The organism is Cellulosimicrobium sp. NPDC057862 (assembly GCF_042797035.1).
GTDB lineage: Bacteria > Actinomycetota > Actinomycetes > Actinomycetales > Cellulomonadaceae > Cellulosimicrobium.
In genome coordinates this window covers 35,789-51,351 of the sequence record NZ_JBHVMH010000010.1, presented here as the reverse complement: position 1 = coordinate 51,351, position 15,563 = coordinate 35,789, and the positions used below count along the sequence as shown (strand labels likewise).

The 15,563-nt window shown below is 73.5% G+C and carries 13 protein-coding genes; 4 read left to right on the top strand and 9 right to left on the bottom strand.

Annotated features, from left to right (window positions below; genetic code table 11):
* Window positions 1-16: 16 nt before the first annotated feature.
* From kdpC to ACFVN3_RS13575, 4 genes are read right to left on the bottom strand one after another with little or no spacing between them, the layout of a single operon-like run.
* Window positions 17-724: a potassium-transporting ATPase subunit KdpC gene (gene kdpC, locus ACFVN3_RS13590; RefSeq protein WP_378233391.1), complete on the bottom strand. Its 708-nt coding sequence runs from the start codon at window positions 722-724 to the stop codon at window positions 17-19.
* Between the two features lie 23 nt (window positions 725-747).
* Entirely contained in the window at window positions 748-2,949 is a 2,202-nt protein-coding gene (gene kdpB / locus ACFVN3_RS13585) for a potassium-transporting ATPase subunit KdpB (protein WP_378233390.1), read from the bottom strand.
* The gene (kdpA, locus tag ACFVN3_RS13580; RefSeq protein WP_378233514.1) at window positions 2,946-4,628 is read right to left on the bottom strand and encodes a potassium-transporting ATPase subunit KdpA; all 1,683 of its coding nucleotides are present in this window, start codon (window positions 4,626-4,628) and stop codon (window positions 2,946-2,948) included. The genes kdpB and kdpA overlap by 4 nt, the downstream gene beginning before the upstream one ends.
* A 5-nt stretch (window positions 4,629-4,633) precedes the next feature.
* Complete coding sequence (locus ACFVN3_RS13575) at window positions 4,634-4,723, bottom strand: potassium-transporting ATPase subunit F (protein ID WP_141389068.1); 90 nt, start codon at window positions 4,721-4,723, stop codon at window positions 4,634-4,636.
* 294 nt (window positions 4,724-5,017) lie between these two features.
* Between ACFVN3_RS13575 and ACFVN3_RS13570 the strand changes: the two genes are divergently transcribed.
* The 4 genes from ACFVN3_RS13570 to ACFVN3_RS13555 all read left to right on the top strand — a co-directional run bounded on the left by ACFVN3_RS13570 (window position 5,018) and on the right by ACFVN3_RS13555 (window position 7,722).
* Complete coding sequence (locus ACFVN3_RS13570; protein ID WP_378233389.1) at window positions 5,018-5,983, top strand: DUF389 domain-containing protein; 966 nt, start codon at window positions 5,018-5,020, stop codon at window positions 5,981-5,983.
* A gap of 104 nt (window positions 5,984-6,087) precedes the next feature.
* Window positions 6,088-6,384: a type II toxin-antitoxin system VapB family antitoxin gene (locus tag ACFVN3_RS13565; RefSeq protein WP_378233387.1), complete on the top strand. Its 297-nt coding sequence runs from the start codon at window positions 6,088-6,090 to the stop codon at window positions 6,382-6,384.
* 25 nt (window positions 6,385-6,409) lie between these two features.
* Entirely contained in the window at window positions 6,410-7,060 is a 651-nt protein-coding gene (locus ACFVN3_RS13560; protein WP_378233385.1) for a LytR C-terminal domain-containing protein, read from the top strand.
* A 53-nt stretch (window positions 7,061-7,113) separates the two neighbouring features.
* Window positions 7,114-7,722, top strand: coding sequence for a GNAT family N-acetyltransferase (locus ACFVN3_RS13555; protein ID WP_378233384.1), 609 nt, complete (start codon window positions 7,114-7,116; stop codon window positions 7,720-7,722).
* A gap of 75 nt (window positions 7,723-7,797) precedes the next feature.
* On the opposite strand, the gene ACFVN3_RS13550 is transcribed toward ACFVN3_RS13555, so the two are convergent.
* The 5 genes from ACFVN3_RS13550 to ACFVN3_RS13530 all read right to left on the bottom strand — a co-directional run bounded on the left by ACFVN3_RS13550 (window position 7,798) and on the right by ACFVN3_RS13530 (window position 15,119).
* On the bottom strand, window positions 7,798-8,760 hold the full coding sequence (locus ACFVN3_RS13550; RefSeq protein ID WP_378233383.1) for a type IV toxin-antitoxin system AbiEi family antitoxin domain-containing protein: 963 nt from the start codon (window positions 8,758-8,760) through the stop codon (window positions 7,798-7,800).
* A gap of 179 nt (window positions 8,761-8,939) precedes the next feature.
* A complete protein-coding gene (locus ACFVN3_RS13545; RefSeq protein WP_378233382.1) occupies window positions 8,940-10,274 on the bottom strand; it encodes a uracil-xanthine permease family protein in 1,335 nt (444 codons plus the stop codon).
* 125 nt (window positions 10,275-10,399) lie between these two features.
* The gene (locus ACFVN3_RS13540) at window positions 10,400-12,466 is read right to left on the bottom strand and encodes a glycosyl hydrolase (RefSeq protein WP_378233381.1); all 2,067 of its coding nucleotides are present in this window, start codon (window positions 12,464-12,466) and stop codon (window positions 10,400-10,402) included.
* 89 nt (window positions 12,467-12,555) lie between these two features.
* Entirely contained in the window at window positions 12,556-13,287 is a 732-nt protein-coding gene (locus ACFVN3_RS13535) for an HlyD family efflux transporter periplasmic adaptor subunit (RefSeq protein ID WP_378233380.1), read from the bottom strand.
* The gene (locus ACFVN3_RS13530; protein ID WP_378233378.1) at window positions 13,284-15,119 is read right to left on the bottom strand and encodes a glycosyltransferase; all 1,836 of its coding nucleotides are present in this window, start codon (window positions 15,117-15,119) and stop codon (window positions 13,284-13,286) included. Before ACFVN3_RS13530 ends, ACFVN3_RS13535 begins: the two co-directional genes overlap by 4 nt.
* Between the last annotated feature and the right edge of the window lie 444 nt (window positions 15,120-15,563).

Here is a 15,563-nt window from a genome sequence, read left to right as displayed (position 1 = left end):
TCCATCACGCCGCACGTCAGGACGCGTCCGAGCCGGCGGGAGCGAGGCTCTCGAGCGCGAGGTTGAGCGCGAGCACGTTCACCCGCGGGTCGCCCAGCACGCCGGCCGTGCGCCCGGCCGCGGCGTCGTCGACCAGTGCGCGCACCGCCGCGGGGTCGAGCCCGCGAGCCGCGGCGACACGCTCGACCTGCTGGTCGGCGTACGCGGGCGAGACGTGCGGGTCGAGGCCCGAGGCCGACGCCGTCAGGGCGTCCGGCGGGACGGTCGCCGGGTCGACGCCGTCCTCCGCGGCGACGGCCGCCCGGCGTGCCTCGATCGCGGCGACGAGGTCAGGGTTGTTCGGCCCCAGGTTCGACCCCGCGGACGCGAGGGTGTCGTAGCCGTCCCCGGCCGCCGACGGGCGACCGTGGAACCACTCGGGCGCCGTCGCTGGCTCGCCGAACGCCTGACCGACGAGGACGGAACCGACGACCGGGGCGCCGTCGGTCCCCGTGTCGTCGACCGACGCGGCCCGGGTGCCGTCCGCGCGGACGAGCGAGCCGTTCGCCTGCCACCCGAAGGCGGCCTGGCCGACCCCCGTCACGGCCAGGGGGTACAGCCCGCCGAGCAGGACGGTCATGAGGAGCAGGACGCGCAGCCCCGCCCACGACTGGCGGACGAAGGAGACGGCGCCGCCGGCGGTCGACGGACGGGCGCCGGACGGGACCTGCGAGGAGGTGGGCACGGGAGTTCCTTTCGGCACCGGGCTCAGAAGCCCGGGAGGAGGGAGACGAGGAGGTCGACGAGCTTGATCCCGACGAACGGCGCCACGAGGCCGCCGAGCCCGTAGACCAGCAGGTTGCGCCGGAGCAGCGCCGACGCGGACGCCGGGCGGTACCGCACCCCGCGCAGCGCCAGCGGGACGAGGACCACGATGATCAGCGCGTTGAAGATCACCGCGGAGAGGATCGCGGACTGGGGGCTGGACAGGTGCATGACGTTGAGCACCTCGAGCGCGGGGAACGCGCCCAGGAACATCGCGGGCAGGATCGCGAAGTACTTGGCGACGTCGTTCGCGACGGAGAACGTGGTCAGCGCGCCGCGCGTGATGAGGAGCTGCTTGCCGATCTCGACGATCTCCAGGAGCTTCGTGGGGTTCGAGTCGAGGTCGACCATGTTCCCCGCCTCCTTGGCGGCGGTCGTGCCCGTGTTCATCGCGACGCCGACGTCGGACTGGGCGAGCGCGGGCGCGTCGTTCGTGCCGTCGCCGGCCATCGCGACGAGGCGGCCGCCCTCCTGCTCGCGCCGGATGAGCGCGAGCTTGTCCTCGGGCGTCGCCTCGGCGAGCACGTCGTCCACGCCGGCCTCGGCCGCGATGGCCCGCGCCGTGATCGCGTTGTCGCCCGTGACCATCACGCTCCGGATGCCCATCGCGCGGAGCTGGTCGAACCGCTCGCGCAGCCCGTCCTTGACGACGTCCTTGAGCCGCACGACGCCGAGCACGCGCGCCGAGCCGTCGCCCACCTGCTCGGCGACGACCAGGGGCGTGCCGCCCTGCCCGCTGACCGTCTCCACGTGGGCCGCGAGCTCGTCCGTCTCCGGGCCCGTCACGCTCCCGCCCGTGGAGTGCACCCAGCGCTGGACCGCGGAGCCCGCGCCCTTGCGCACGCGCCGCACACCGCCGTCGGGCGACGGCAGGTCCACGCCCGACATCCGGGTCTGGGCGGTGAACGGGATGAACTCCGCGCCCGCGGTCTCGTGCGCCAGGTCCGCCGCCGGGCGCCCGTCCAGCGACGTCACGAGGTCGACGATGCTGCGCCCCTCCGGCGTCTCGTCGGACAGCGAGGCCAGGCGCGCCGCGTCGGCGAGCTCGCCCGCGCTCACGTGACCCACCGGCAGCACCTCGGTCGCGAAGCGGTTGCCGTGCGTGATCGTCCCCGTCTTGTCGAGGAGCAGCACGTCCACGTCGCCCGCGGCCTCGACCGCCCGGCCCGACATCGCGAGCACGTTGCGCCGGACCAGGCGGTCCATGCCCGCGATGCCGATCGCGGACAGCAGTGCCCCGATCGTCGTCGGGATGAGGCACACGAGGAGCGCGACGAGCACCACGAGGGACTGCCGCGCCCCCGAGTACACGGCGAACGGCTGGAGCGTCGCGACCGCGAGGACGAACACGATCGTCAGCGACGTGAGCAGCACGTTGAGCGCGATCTCGTTCGGGGTGCGCTGGCGCTCGCTGCCCTCGACGAGCGCGATCATCCGGTCGACGAACGTCTGGCCGGCCGGCGCCGTGATCCGCACGACGATGCGGTCGGACAGGACGACCGTCCCGCCCGTGACCGCCGAGCGGTCGCCGCCCGACTCGCGGATCACCGGCGCGGACTCGCCCGTGATCGCCGACTCGTCGACCGACGCGACGCCCTCGATCACGTCGCCGTCGCCCGGGATCGTCTCCCCCGCGACGACCACGACGACGTCGCCCACCCGCAGGCTGGACGACGGCACGTCGACCGTCGGCAGCAGGTGCAGGCTCGACCCCGCCGTGAGCGCGTCGGTCGGCGCGTCCACGCGGCGCGCCGTCGTGCTGCGCTGCGTCGCGCGCAGGCTCGACGCCTGCGCCTTGCCGCGCGACTCCGCGACCGACTCGGCGAGCGTCGCGAACAGGACCGTCGCCCACAGCCACGCCGCGACGAGGATCGAGAACAGGTCCGGCTCCAGGGCGGCGAGCACCGTCGTCGCCGCCGCGCCGATCTCCACGACGAACAGCACCGGCGACCGGTACAGCACGCGCGGGTCGAGCTTGCGCACCGCGGCCGGCAGCGCCGCACCCACCTGCGCAGGGGTCAGCGCCCGCGGGGCACGACGCCCGCCGCCGGGGCCGTCGTCGTGGTGCGGGCCGCCGTCGGGCGCACCCGCGGGGGACGCCGGGGTACCGGGCAGCTGAGGGACGGATGCGAGCGGCGTGCTCATGACAGGGACTCCACGACAGGACCGAGGGACAGGACGGGGACGAAGGTGAGGCCGACGACGACGAGCGCGACCGTGCCGAGCAGGCCGACGAACAGCGGCTGGTGGGTCGGCAGCGTGCCGGCCGACGGCGGGACAGACCTCTGCGAGGCGAGGCGTCCCGCCAGGGCGAGGACCAGCGCGATGGGGACGAAGCGGCCGACGAGCATCGCGAGACCGAGCAGCGTGTTGTAGTACGGCGTCCCGGCCGACAGCCCCGCGAACGCGGAGCCGTTGTTGTTCCCGGCCGACGCGAACGCGTACAGCACCTCGGTCAGCCCGTGCGGGCCGCCCTCCTGCTGGCCGGCGAGACCGTCGGGCAGGACCACGGACAGCGCCGTGCCGACGAGCACGACCGCCGGGGTCGTCAGGACGTACAGCGCGACGAGCGTGATCTCCTGGCGCCCGATCTTCTTGCCCAGGTACTCGGGCGTGCGGCCCACCATGAGGCCCGCGACGAACACCGCGACGACGGCGAGCACAAGCATCCCGTACAGCCCCGCACCGACGCCGCCGGGGGCGATCTCGCCCAGGAGCATGTTGAACAGCACCACGCCGCCCCCCGGCGCGGTGAGCGAGTCGTGCATCGCGTTGACCGCACCGGTCGACGTGCCGGTCGTCGCGGTCGCGAACAGCGCGCTCGCGGCGAGCCCGAACCGGGTCTCCTTGCCCTCCAGCGCCGCCCCAGCGGCTTGGGGCGCGGCACCCGGCCCGGCGAGCTCCGCCCAGGTGGTCAGCGCGAGCGCGACGGCGAACAGCCCGGCCATCGCGCCGAGGACCGCCCAGCCCTGGCGGCGGTCGCCGACCAGGAGGCCGAACGTGCGCGGGAGGGTGAACGGGATCAGCAGGATGAGGAAGATCTCGAACACGTTGGTGAACGGGTTCGGGTTCTCCAGCGGGTGCGCCGAGTTCGCGTTGAAGAACCCGCCGCCGTTGGTCCCGAGCTCCTTGATGGCCTCCTGGGAGGCGACGGGACCCCCGAGGACGTGCTGCGTGCCCCCGGCGAGGGTCTCGACCGCGGTGTGCGGGCTGAGGTTCTGGATGACCCCGTTCGCCACCAGCACGACCGCCGCGACGAACGCGATCGGCAGGAGGATCCGGACCACGGACCGGGTGAGGTCGGTCCAGAAGTTGCCGATCCGCGCGTCGGTCCCGGAGCGGGCGAACCCGCGCACGAGCGCGATCGCGACCGACATCCCGACCGCGGCCGAGACGAAGTTCTGCACGGCCAGACCCGTCATCTGGAGGAGGTGGCCCGCAGCCGCCTCGCCGGAGTACCACTGCCAGTTCGTGTTCGTCACGAACGAGACCGCCATGTTCCAGGCGCCCGCCGGGTCCAGCCCCGTGAACCCGAGGTTCATCGGCAGGTGGTCCTGGAGGCGGCCCAGGGCGTAGAGGAGCAGGACCGAGGCGAGCGAGAAGCCCAGCAGGGAGAAGAGGTAGGTGCTCCACCGCTGCTCCGCGTCGGGGTCCACGCGCGCCAGCCGGTAGCCCGCGCGCTCCACCCGGAGGTGGCGCGACGAGGTGTACACGCGCGCCATGTACGCGCCGAGCGGCGCGTGCACCGCCGCGAGCGCCGCGACGAGCAGCGCGACCTGGCCGACGGCCACCCACACGACCGCGGCGTCGACCGTCGTCGGCACGGCGCTCACCGGGCCCGGTCGCTGCGGAGCAGCGCGACGAAGAGGTAGCCCAGCACGGCGACGACGGCGCCGAGCGCGATCCAGTCGAGGACCATCACCGGGCACCTCCGGAGGAGCCGTGACGGCGCGCGACGAGCGCGACCGTCGCGAAGAACGCGACGGTGAGGAGGAGGAAGGCCAGGTCGGCCATGGTGGGAACGCCTTCTCGACGAGGGTCGGCGAGCGCCCGCGGCGGGGCGTCGTGCCGGCGTCCGGAACCCGGGCGCACTGCCGTTCTACGCCCGGCGGGACGGCCTGGGACGGGGCTCTGACGGAACCTTGACGCCCTCTGCCGGAACCTTGACGGGACACGTCCCCGACGGGCCGCGCCCGGCTGGCACGATGGCGCCATGCTGAGTGTGCGGGTCACCGCGGGGCACGACCTCGCCGAACGTCTGCGTCCCGTCCTCGACGCCGACCCGACCGTGTGCGACCTGGCGGTCGTGCCCGGCGCGGCGCTCGACGGCCGGGGCGACGTCCTCTGGTTCGAGATGGCGCGGGAGAACGCGAACAACGTCATGCGGACCCTCCGGCACGCGGGCGTCCCGGCCGACGGGAGCATCGTCGTCACGGAGCCGGTGACGGTCGTGTCGGACGCCGCGGTCGCGGCCGAGGAGGCGGCCCCGGGCCACCCAGCTGACGGGGTCCTGTGGGCGCAGCTCGCGGACACGTCGCGAGAGGACTCCCGCCCCTCCGCCACGTTCTTCGTGTTCCTGCTGCTCGCGACGCTCATCGCGGGGATCGGGCGGCTGCTGGACCAGCCCATCCTCATCATCGGGGCCATGGTGGTCGGGCCGGAGTTCGCCCCCATCGCGGCCATCTGCTACGCGGTCGTCCGGCGACGGCGCGGGATCGCCGGGTCGGCGCTGGCGACGCTCCTCGGCGGTTTCGCGGGCTGCGCCGCGGTCGCGTGGGCCGTGTGGAGCCTCGCCTACGCGGCGGGTCTCATCACCTACGAGCAGGCGACGACCGGTCCGCAGACCGAGTTCATCGTGTCGCCCGACGCGTGGTCCTTCGTCATCGCGCTCCTCGCGGGCATCGCGGGTGTGCTGTCCCTCACCACCGCCAAGTCGGCGGCCCTCGTCGGCGTCTTCATCTCCATCACGACCGTGCCCGCGGTCGGGGCGATCGGTCTGACGCTCGCCGTCGGGGCGTGGGACGAGGCGCTCGGCGCGGGCGTCCAGCTCCTGGTGAACGTCGCCGGGCTGCTCGTCGCCGGGGTCGTGACCCTGTTCGTCCAGCTCCACCTGGGACGTCGGCTGGGACACCGGGCGGGACGCCGTCGACCGGGCCGGGCCGGGCAGCAACCCCGCTGACGCGGAGGACGCGGGTGCTCCTCGTGGGGAGATCGTGACGACTGCGTGACCGGCACCCCGCCGAGCCCGGCGAGGGACGCCGTCGGGCCTCTAGGATGTGCCGCATGATCTTCAAGGCCGTCGGTGACGGGCGCCCCTACCCGGACCACGGCCGGGTGACCGCCCGGGACTGGGCCGAGGTGCCCCCGCGTCAGGTACGCCTCGACGAGCTCGTCACCACCAAGCGCACGCTCGACCTCGACGCGCTCCTCGCCGAGGACTCCACCTTCTTCGGCGACCTCTTCGCGCACGTCGTCGAGTACCAGGGCGTGCTCTACCTCGAGGACGGACTGCACCGCGCGGTGCGCGCCGCGCTCCAGCAGCGCGCCATCCTGCACGCCCGCGTCCTGACCGTGCGATGAGCGCGGGGTCCGGTAGGTTTCTGGCGTGACCACCCGCCCCGACACCGCACGCGCCGAGCGTCGCCGACGCATGCACGAGCGCCAGGCCGTCGTGTTCGGGCTCCTCATCGCCGCGCTCGCCGTCGTCGGGCTCGGTGCGCTGGCCGTCTACACGGGGGCGATCGACGCCCCGTTCGACCGGCCGCTGTCGTCGCCCGAGGCGGTCGACGACCTCGCGGACGTCAAGGCCCCCTGCCTTCCCGACGGCACCCTCCCCGTGGCGACCGGTGACATCCAGGTCAACGTCTACAACGCGTCCGGCAAGGACGCCCCTCTCGGGCGGCTGAACCAGGATCTCCTCACGTCGCGCGGGTTCGCGGTGCTCTCCACGGGCAACGCGCCGGACCTCGACGGCGACGGGAAGTCGGACGTGATGGCGCAGACGCAGATCCACTTCGGGGCCGCCGGCCTCGCGCAGGCGTACACGCTCGCCGCGCACTACGACAACCCCGGCCTCGTGCTCGACACGCGCGAGGACGCGACCGTCGACCTCTACGTGGGCACCGACTTCGAGGACGTCGTGGACCCCGAGCTCGTCGGCCTGTCCGGCGACGTGCCGCTCGAGAGCCGCGCCGGGTGCGTCGCGATCGAGGAGATCACCCCCCAGCCGCTGCCCGTGCCGCCCGCGGAGGGCTGAGCACGTCCCTCGCCCGGCGCCCCGCCGAGCCTGACGACCGCCGAACGGTACCCATGAGCACCCTGCCCCTCCGGCCCGCCCGGACCACCGACCCCGACGAGGTCGACCGCCTCTACGAGATCTGCCTGCGGACCGGTGCGTCCGGCGCGGACGCGACCCCGCTGTACGCCGACCCGCGGCTGCTCGGCGAGGTCTACCTGGGGGCGTACCTCGCCCTCGAGCCGTCGCTCGCGTTCGTCGTCGAGGTCGACGGCGTCGCCGCGGGCTACGTGCTGGGCACGCGCGACACCGCCGCGTTCGAGGCGCGGTCCGAGCAGGAGTGGTGGCCCCCGCTGCGCGCGCGGTACCCGCTCGGCAGCTTTCCGGAGGGCTCCCGCGACGAGGCGCTCGTCCGCCAGATCCACCGCCCGCACCTCACCGACCCCTCGGTGCTCCCCGACTACCCCGCGCACCTGCACGTCGACCTGCTGCCCGCCGCACAGGGCGGCGGCAACGGCCGCCGGCTGATGGCCGCGCTGTTCGACGCGCTGCGCGCGGCCGGCGCGCAGGGCGTCCACCTCGGCGTCGCGGAGGACAACGTCTCCGCGATCGGCTTCTACGAGCACCTCGGCTTCACCCGCCTCGACGTCGACGAGGGCCTGGTCCTGGGCCTCCGCCTCTGACCCGACCCTCCGACGCCGAACCCGGGGTTATCGCCGGGTTCGGCGCCCTCCGCGACGACAACCCCGGGTTCGGCGTTACCGAGGCCGTCGTCCTAGGGCGTGCAGCGCCCGACGGACCGTGCGCGAGCACCGGCCGGCGACGCGCACGTCGTCGAATGTGAAGCGCAGCGTGCCCGCGACGTCACCCCCGACCAGCTCGTTGTGCCGAGCCCGGTCGGCGTACGCCGCCTGGAGCGAACCGTGGAACTCGGCGCCGTCGGCCTCGGCCACCAGCCAGCGGCCGTCGCGCGTCCGCCACCCGAGGTCACCGCGAAGCACCACCCCCGACACGTCGACGAGCGGCACCTGGAGCGCGTCGGGACCGACCCCGCCGTCGTGACAGTCCAGACGGACACGCGTCTCGAGCGGTGACTCAGACCGCCCGTCCGCCAGCCCCCACCAGGAATGTGTTCGAGCGACGCCGCGTCGACCGCGCGCCAGGTCGTGGGCGTGCGCCACCTCGTCGACCGTGACCACGCCCCGGTGCATCGCGGAGTCAAGGACGGACACGGCGTGCTCGCGGTCGAGCTCTGGGACGGCCTGCGCCAGCGCCCACCACGGCGATGCGACGACGGCACGTCCCGCCCGTGTCACGGTCATCCCGTCGTCGAACATGCGCAGCCGGATCCCGTCCCGCGACTCGAGCGACCTCGCAGCAGGCAGCGCCACCTGCGGAGCCACGTCGATCGGGAGGCCCGAGACCCCGAGCAGCGCGAGCGCGCTCGGCCCGACGGCGACCGCTTCCGGGCCGTACGCGAGCAGACCCGACCACGCCGCCCGGCGACGTCGTCGGTCGTACGAGCCGCGCTCCCCGGGGAACGGGTCGACGTCGTACACCCCGCGCGTGACGCGCCGCCATGCTCCACGCCGGAGCAGGAGCCGGATCAAGCCATGGTCGACGCCGGCCTCCCGGCACTGTCGAGCAGAGACGAGCCACTCCTGCTCGGCCGCGACGGCGTCGATCGCGTCGACGCCTCGGACGGGTGCGGATATCGCCATGCCCGCATCACAGCGGAGGGCCTGTAACGACGGCGAGACGTCGCCGACGGTCTGTGGACAAGACGCCCGAAAGTTGGGCCTGTGGACGGCGTCATCGCCTCCACCACCCCCGTCGAACCCGGGGTTGTCGCTCATCGTGGCGACGAGTCCCCGGGTTCGGCTTCAACGCGGGGGCTTCGTCAGCGGGCGTCCTCGACCGCGTCGTGGACGATCGGCTCGTCGCCGCCGGGGGCGGACGCCGGGCTGGCGGGCTCCTGGGTGGTGCCGCGCCACCGCGCGATGTTGCGCATGAGGTGGTAGATCACGAGCGCCGCGGCGGTGCCGAGCGCGATGCCCTCGAACGTCAGGTCGCCGACGGCCCAGGTGAAGTTGGCGATGCCGACGACGAGCGGCACGGCGGCGGTCGTGAGGTTGACGGGGTTGGAGAAGTCGACCTTGTTCTGCACCCAGATGCGCGCGCCGAGGATGCCGATCATGCCGTAGAGCATCGTCGCCGCACCGCCCAGGACCCCGTCGGGGATGGTCGCGATGAGCGCGCCGAACTTCGGCGAGAGCGAGAGCACCAGCGCGGTCGCCGCTGCGACCCAGTACGCCGCGGTCGAGTACACGCGCGTCGCGGCCATGACGCCGATGTTCTCGGCGTACGTCGTGGTGCCGGACCCGCCGCCGACGCCCGCGAACGTCGTCGCGAGGCCGTCCGCGAAGAGCGCGCGTCCGGTGAGGTCGTCGAGGTTCTTGCCGGTCATCGCCGCGACCGACTTCACGTGCCCCACGTTCTCCGCGATGAGCACGAGCACGACGGGCACGAACAGGCCGAGCACGGCGACGTCGAACGTGGGCGTGACGAACTCGGGGAACCCGATCCAGTCGGCCTGGCGCACCGCGTCGAACGACACCTCGCCCTGGAGCACGGCCACGACGTACCCGACGACCACGCCCACGAGGATGGACAGGCGCCCGATGATCCCCTTGAACAGGACGCTCACGAGGATGATCGCGGTCAGCGTGACGACGGCCGTGACCGGCGCCTTCTGGAAGTTGCCCCACGCCGCGGGCGCGAGGTTGAGGCCGATGAGCGCGACGATCGTGCCCGTGACGATCGGCGGCATGACGACGTCGATCCACCGCGCGCCCGCGACGTGCACGAGCAGGCCGACCGCGGCGAGCACGAGACCGGTGACGAGGATGCCGCCGACGGCGACGGACTGGCCCTGCGACGCCGTCGCGGCACCGATCGGGGCGATGAACGCGAAGCTCGACCCGAGGTAGCTCGGCAGCCGGTTGCGCGTGATGAGCAGGAACCCGACGGTGCCGATCGCGGAGAAGAACAGGGTCGTCGCGGGCGAGAACCCGGTGAGGAGCGGCACGAGGAACGTCGCGCCGAACATGGCGACGACGTGCTGCATGCCGATCCCGATGGTGCGCGGCCAGGTCAGCCGCTCGTCCGGGTCGACGACGTCCCCCGGCGCCACCGTCTTCCCGTTCCCGTGCAACCGCCACCCGATGGCGCTCATGTCTCTCCCGTCCGTGAAGTTCGTGTGAAGACCCCCGGAGCAGGGTAGTGCCCCGCCGAACCCGGGGTTGTCGCGCCCGAGGTCGACGAGCCCGGCGACAACCACGGGTTCGGCGGGAGGCGGCGCTACTCCGTCGCGTGCACCAGGAGCCATGCGAGGAGGTAGCCGCGGGTGTTGCCGTCGTCGACGCGTTCGTCCGGCAGGGCCCGGGCGACGTCCAGTGCTGCCGCGGAGTCGTCCGGACCGGCGAGCGCCGCGTACATGAGGAGCTGGTCGCCGAACATCACGTCCCACGACGCCGGGTCGTCGCGCGGGCCTGCGAGCGCCTCGTCGAGGTTGGCCCGGATGCGCTCCGGGTCGCCCGCGAGGTACCCGGCGACGGGCTGCATCGGCAGCACGAGGATGCCGAGCATCGCGCTCGGCTCGGCGCTGAACCACGTGGCCCAGTCGCGCTTGCCTCCCCACACGAGCGACGTCACGGTGTGCCCGAACCCGTCGAGCGCCGGGTCGTCGCGGTCGAAGTCCGTCCAGTACGCGCGCGCCGACGCCGCCTCGGCGGACAGCAGCCAGCGCGCCTGCGCCTCGAGCGTCGCGTCCCCCGACGTCTGCGCCCACAGCGCGAGCCCGTTCCACGCGGACACCGCCTCGGACGCGGACTCCTGGTTGTTTCCGTCCGCGAAGGGCGCGTACCCCGATGCCCACGAGTGCCCGGCGTACGCGTCGAACACGCGCAGCGGCGGGAGGTCGTCGGTGCCCGCACCGGACGCGACGTCCGCCGCGAGCAGGTCGAGCACGGGCGCGAGGTCCGCGGCGAGCTCCGGGTCGTCAGCGGCCGCCACGCCCGCGGCGTAGAGGAAGTACCCGTAGTGGAAGTGGTGGTCGTTGAGCTCGTCCGACCCGAACGACGGCGTCCTCCCGACGACGCTGCGCACCTCCGGGTCGTAGACGAAGCAGCGCGCGTCGCGCGCGTCGCAGCCGGAGGGCTCGGCCCACTCGCGCAACGCGGCGGCGAGGTCCTCGCGCAGCGGCGCCGCGACGTCGTCGAGACCGAGCTGCTCGGCGATCGCGAGCAGGTTCGCGTCGCGCGCGAGCGCCTTGCCCCCGAAGTAGGTGTCCGACGGCCGCGGATCGAGCGCCGAGGCGTCGGCGCGCACCTGCTCGGCGAGCTCGGTCCGCGCGTCCTCGCCCAGCCCGGAGAGGTCGAGCGCCCCGGCGGGTTCGACGGCGGCGCTCGTCCAGGCGAGCGTGCTCGCTGTGCAGACGTCGACCGTCCCGCGCACGGTCGCGTAGGTGCCGAGGCCGCACGTCGCACCGTCGCTCTCGCGCTGGTGCGGCAGGCGCACGACGACGGTCCCCGGCACGGGCGCTTCGCCGGCCTCGTACGTGATCGCCGTGGTCACGGCGTCGTCGGCCACGCCGTAGGCGAGCGTCGTGCCCGTCACGGGGTGCGCGGCCGCCTCGGCGAGCGTCGCGACCGCGCCGGCCGGGGCGTCGTCGGGCACGGGGAACCAGGCCACGGAGTCGCCCTCGGCAAGGTCGAGCGAGCGGCCGCCGTCCGACAGCGCGTCGTCCGCCCCGACGAGCACGTACTCGCGCCCGCCGGCCTCGGCGCTCACGAGCCCGCCCGTCTCGGTGAAGCCGACCGTGAGCGCCGCCGTCTGGTCCGTCGCCGCGGTGTACCGCAGCACGGGCGACCCCTCGACGAGGGTCACCGTCCCCACCGCGGAGCCCGCGCCGTCGAGCAGGTCGAGCGTGACGGACGCGGTGTCGTAGGCGGTGACCACGACCGACGTCGCCCCGACGTCCACGCCGACCTGCGGCACGAACGGCCCGAGGATCGACTGCCCGGTGACCTCGACGTCGGGCAGGCCGAACGCGAAGCCCCCGTCGGTCACCCCGAACGCGAGCGGCACGGGGAACACGGGCAGCGGCTCGTCGCCGAACACCAGACCGGAGAACCACCGGTTCGTCGGCGGGACGAGCCCGTCGGCGAGCCGCGCGACGGGCATCGGGGCGACCGACTCCCTCGGCAGGATCGACGGGTCGACGTCGGGCACGGTGCCGGTCAGGTCCGCGGCGGGGTGCCCGACGGCGGCACCCGCCCCGGGCGGGGCCGTCGCCCCCGGTGAGGCGTCCGGCTCGAACAGCCCGCACCCGGCGGCAAGGGCTACGGACGCGAGCAGCACCGCCACGGCTACCCGGCCGCGAGATCGACCCGAGCGTTCGAGATCGGCCCTCGGGAGGTCGACCTCGCGACGCACGGGTCGACCTCGGCGGGGCGTCACAGCCCCACCTTGCGGAGGAACTCGCCGAACGACTCGTCGACCCCGGCGAGCGGGCCGTCGTCGTGCAGCTCGATGCTCGCCGTGACCGGCGTGCCCGACGCGACGAGGCCGTGCTCGGCCCCGCGCACGAGCGCGTCGCTCGTCACCTCGACCGTGGCCTCCGCCTGGTTGGCGGTGTTCTGCACCGCGACCGACGCGACCTCGCCCACGACCTCCGCCTGGTTCGGCAGGACGACCGTGACCTCCGCGCCCTGGCGGACGCGCGCGAAGTCGCTCGGGTCGAGCGTCAGGCGGGCGTCGACGAACAGCGACCCCTCCCGCTCGAGCGACGCGACGACCTCGCCCGCCTGGACGAAGCCGCCCTCGCGGGCCGCGACGTGGGTGACGACGGCGTCGTAGGGCGCGACGAGCGTGATGGTGCCGTCGGGCGCGACCTGGTACGCGGACGTGTCCGCGCTGACGAGCCCGAGCGCGATGTCGTGCTGGAGCGTCAGGCTGCTCACGGTGAAGAGCGGGTCGCCCGCGGCGACCTCGTCCCCCTCGGCGACCTCCGCCGCGGTGACGGTCCCCGCGTAGTCGCTGCCGACGTCGAGCACCTCCGCCCGGATGGTCGCCGTCGTGCTCGTCGCCTGCCCGAGGCGCCGGTTCATCACGAGCGTGAGCGCCGCGCACACGAGCACTACCACGAGCAGCCCGCCCACGAGGCGGAACCGGTTCGACCAGGTCATGCGACACCTCCGGTAGGTCCAGACGTCGACGAGCTCAGGTCACGGCGCGCCCGCCGCCGCTCGGCCCGCGTCGGGGCGCGGACCGTCACCTCCACGCCGAGCTGCTCCGACAAGGCCTCGTCGACGACGGCCGCGACGGCGCCTTCTCGCCGCCGGACGGGACGCACCGCGCGCCGGGCGGACCGCGACTCCCGGAAGGCCGTCACGACGAACGCCCCGAGGATGAGCGTGTTGGTGACGTTCCACGCGAGCGCGAGGCTCGGCATCGGGTCGCCCCACTCCTTCCAGACCCCCACCATCGACGTCACGAGGAGGAACGCGAAGAACAGCACCTGCGGGATCATGTAGTTGAACGGCGACGTGACCTTGCCCGTGCTCCCGGTCACGTGCCACGCCTGCTCCTTACCGGTCAGGGCGTTCCACAGGGCCTTGGTGTAGATGGGGAACGACACGGACGCGAGCATGAGCACCTCCCACCGGAACGACCCGAGCGTGAAGAACGCGATGGCGATCTGGAGGACGTAGAACCCCGCGTAGTAGAGCAGCCACGTGCCCCAGGAGATGGTGAGGTTCATGGGCGTGAGGTCGAGGTAGATCTGCAGCGGCGGCACCAGCAGCAGCACGAGCGGCGCGATGCCCGCGAGGTAGTGCGTCGCGGTGACGGTGTACTGGAGCCGCTGGTCGAGCGTGAGCGTGCGGCGCGGGCTGAGCGGGTTGTGCTGGAGCAGGATCTCGAACCCGCCGGTGGCCCAGCGCAGCTGCTGCTTGGTGTAGGCCTCGACGGTCTCGGGGGTGTCGCCGACGGCGAGCGTCGTGGGGATGTAGATCGTGCGCCACCCGCGCTCGTGGAGCATGAGCGACGTCCACACGTCCTCGGACTTGGAGTCCGTGTGCATGCCGCCGATGTCGTCGATCGCGGCGCGGCGGAAGATCACGTTGGTGCCGACGCAGAACGCGGCGTTGAAGCGGTTCCGGCCGGGCTGCACGAACCGGTAGAAGACGGCCTGCATGTACCCGGCGCCGCGCGAGATGAGGTTGTCGAGGTTCCCGTACGTCTGCGGGGTCTGGACGAACGCGACGTCGTCCTTGACGAAGAACGGCACGGTCTCCACGAGGAGCTCGGGCTTCGCGACGAAGTCGGCGTCGAGGATGACGAAGAAGTCGCCCTTGGCGATGGCGAGCGCGTGGTTGACGTTGCCGGCCTTCGCGCCGTTGCTCGACAGGCGTCGCACGTAGCGCGCACCGAGCTGGGCGGCGAGGTCGCGCACGCCGTCGGACCGGCCGTCGTCGAGCACCCAGGTGCGGTGCGTGCCACGGATCGCGACGGCGGCCCGCACCGTGCGCGCGATGGTGTCGAGGTCCTCGCCGTAGGTCGTGATGAGGACGTCGACGGCGACGGGGCGGTCGTGGAGGTAGAGGTTCCAGCGCGTCGGGTCGTCCTCGGCGCCGTCGCGGATGATCTCGGGGACGTCGAACAGGCGGTCCTTGGCGTGGTGGAACGAGAACCCGCGCGGGTCGTGCCCGCTCGACAGCACGGTCCACATCGCCAGGAGAGCCTGGGCGACGAGCACGGACTCGGCCGTGATGACCATGACGTACGGCAGGGCGTCGCCGCGGTTCGCGGGGTTGAGCAGGAACACCGCGTACGCGACGACGCCGAGCGTCGCGAGCAGCATGATCATGACGAGCGACGGCGAGCGCGCGGCGGAGTTCTCGTCGCGCGGCGGGCCGGCGGGGCGGTCGACGTCGGCCGTCGGGCCGAACGGGGCGGGCCGCACGTGCTGCGTGCGGCGCGGGGTGACGACCAGGCGGTCGAACTCGGAGACGGCCATCGCGGGTCCTCGGCTCTCGACAGGTCCCGTGCGGGGACCTCGCGGGTCGGGAATCGGACGGGACGTCGGCGAGCGGATGCCCGCCGGCTTCCTGAGCCCGGGTGCGGCGACGTCGTCGGCGTCGTGAGTGCGTGCGCGGCGGTGCTGTCGAGCCCCCTGCCGGTGCCCTCGTGCGGAGAGACCCGGAGACGGGTCGAGGTGGCCCGCTGCGAGCGGGCCACCTCGTCGTCTGCGCCGAAGGTAGCGGTACGAGACGGTCGTGTCACGGGTCGCGCGAGCGGTGGCCGCCACCGCCTCGGCGCACGGCGGCGAATGTGAACGGACCGGTCGGGACCCGGCGCTGCACCGTCCGCGCGGCCCGGATCGTTGGCGCGGCGCCGCTCCCGTCCCCGCCCGACGCCGTGCCGCCCCACGCGGTGAGCGCTCACCCGAGCGGTGGTCCGC

Excerpts from the sequence above, each read along its gene's own strand:
- ACFVN3_RS13570 (WP_378233389.1), top strand. The coding sequence starts at position 5,018 with ATGCTGAGTGTGCGGGTCACCGCGGGGCACGACCTCGCCGAACGTCTG.
- ACFVN3_RS13555 (WP_378233384.1), top strand. The coding sequence starts at position 7,114 with ATGAGCACCCTGCCCCTCCGGCCCGCCCGGACCACCGACCCCGACGAG.
- ACFVN3_RS13565 (WP_378233387.1), top strand. The coding sequence starts at position 6,088 with ATGATCTTCAAGGCCGTCGGTGACGGGCGCCCCTACCCGGACCACGGC.
- ACFVN3_RS13545 (WP_378233382.1), bottom strand. The coding sequence starts at position 10,274 with ATGAGCGCCATCGGGTGGCGGTTGCACGGGAACGGGAAGACGGTGGCG.
- ACFVN3_RS13530 (WP_378233378.1), bottom strand. The coding sequence starts at position 15,119 with ATGGCCGTCTCCGAGTTCGACCGCCTGGTCGTCACCCCGCGCCGCACG.
- ACFVN3_RS13575 (WP_141389068.1), bottom strand. The coding sequence starts at position 4,723 with ATGGTCCTCGACTGGATCGCGCTCGGCGCCGTCGTCGCCGTGCTGGGC.
- kdpB (WP_378233390.1), bottom strand. The coding sequence starts at position 2,949 with ATGAGCACGCCGCTCGCATCCGTCCCTCAGCTGCCCGGTACCCCGGCG.
- ACFVN3_RS13535 (WP_378233380.1), bottom strand. The coding sequence starts at position 13,287 with ATGACCTGGTCGAACCGGTTCCGCCTCGTGGGCGGGCTGCTCGTGGTA.
- ACFVN3_RS13550 (WP_378233383.1), bottom strand. The coding sequence starts at position 8,760 with ATGGCGATATCCGCACCCGTCCGAGGCGTCGACGCGATCGACGCCGTC.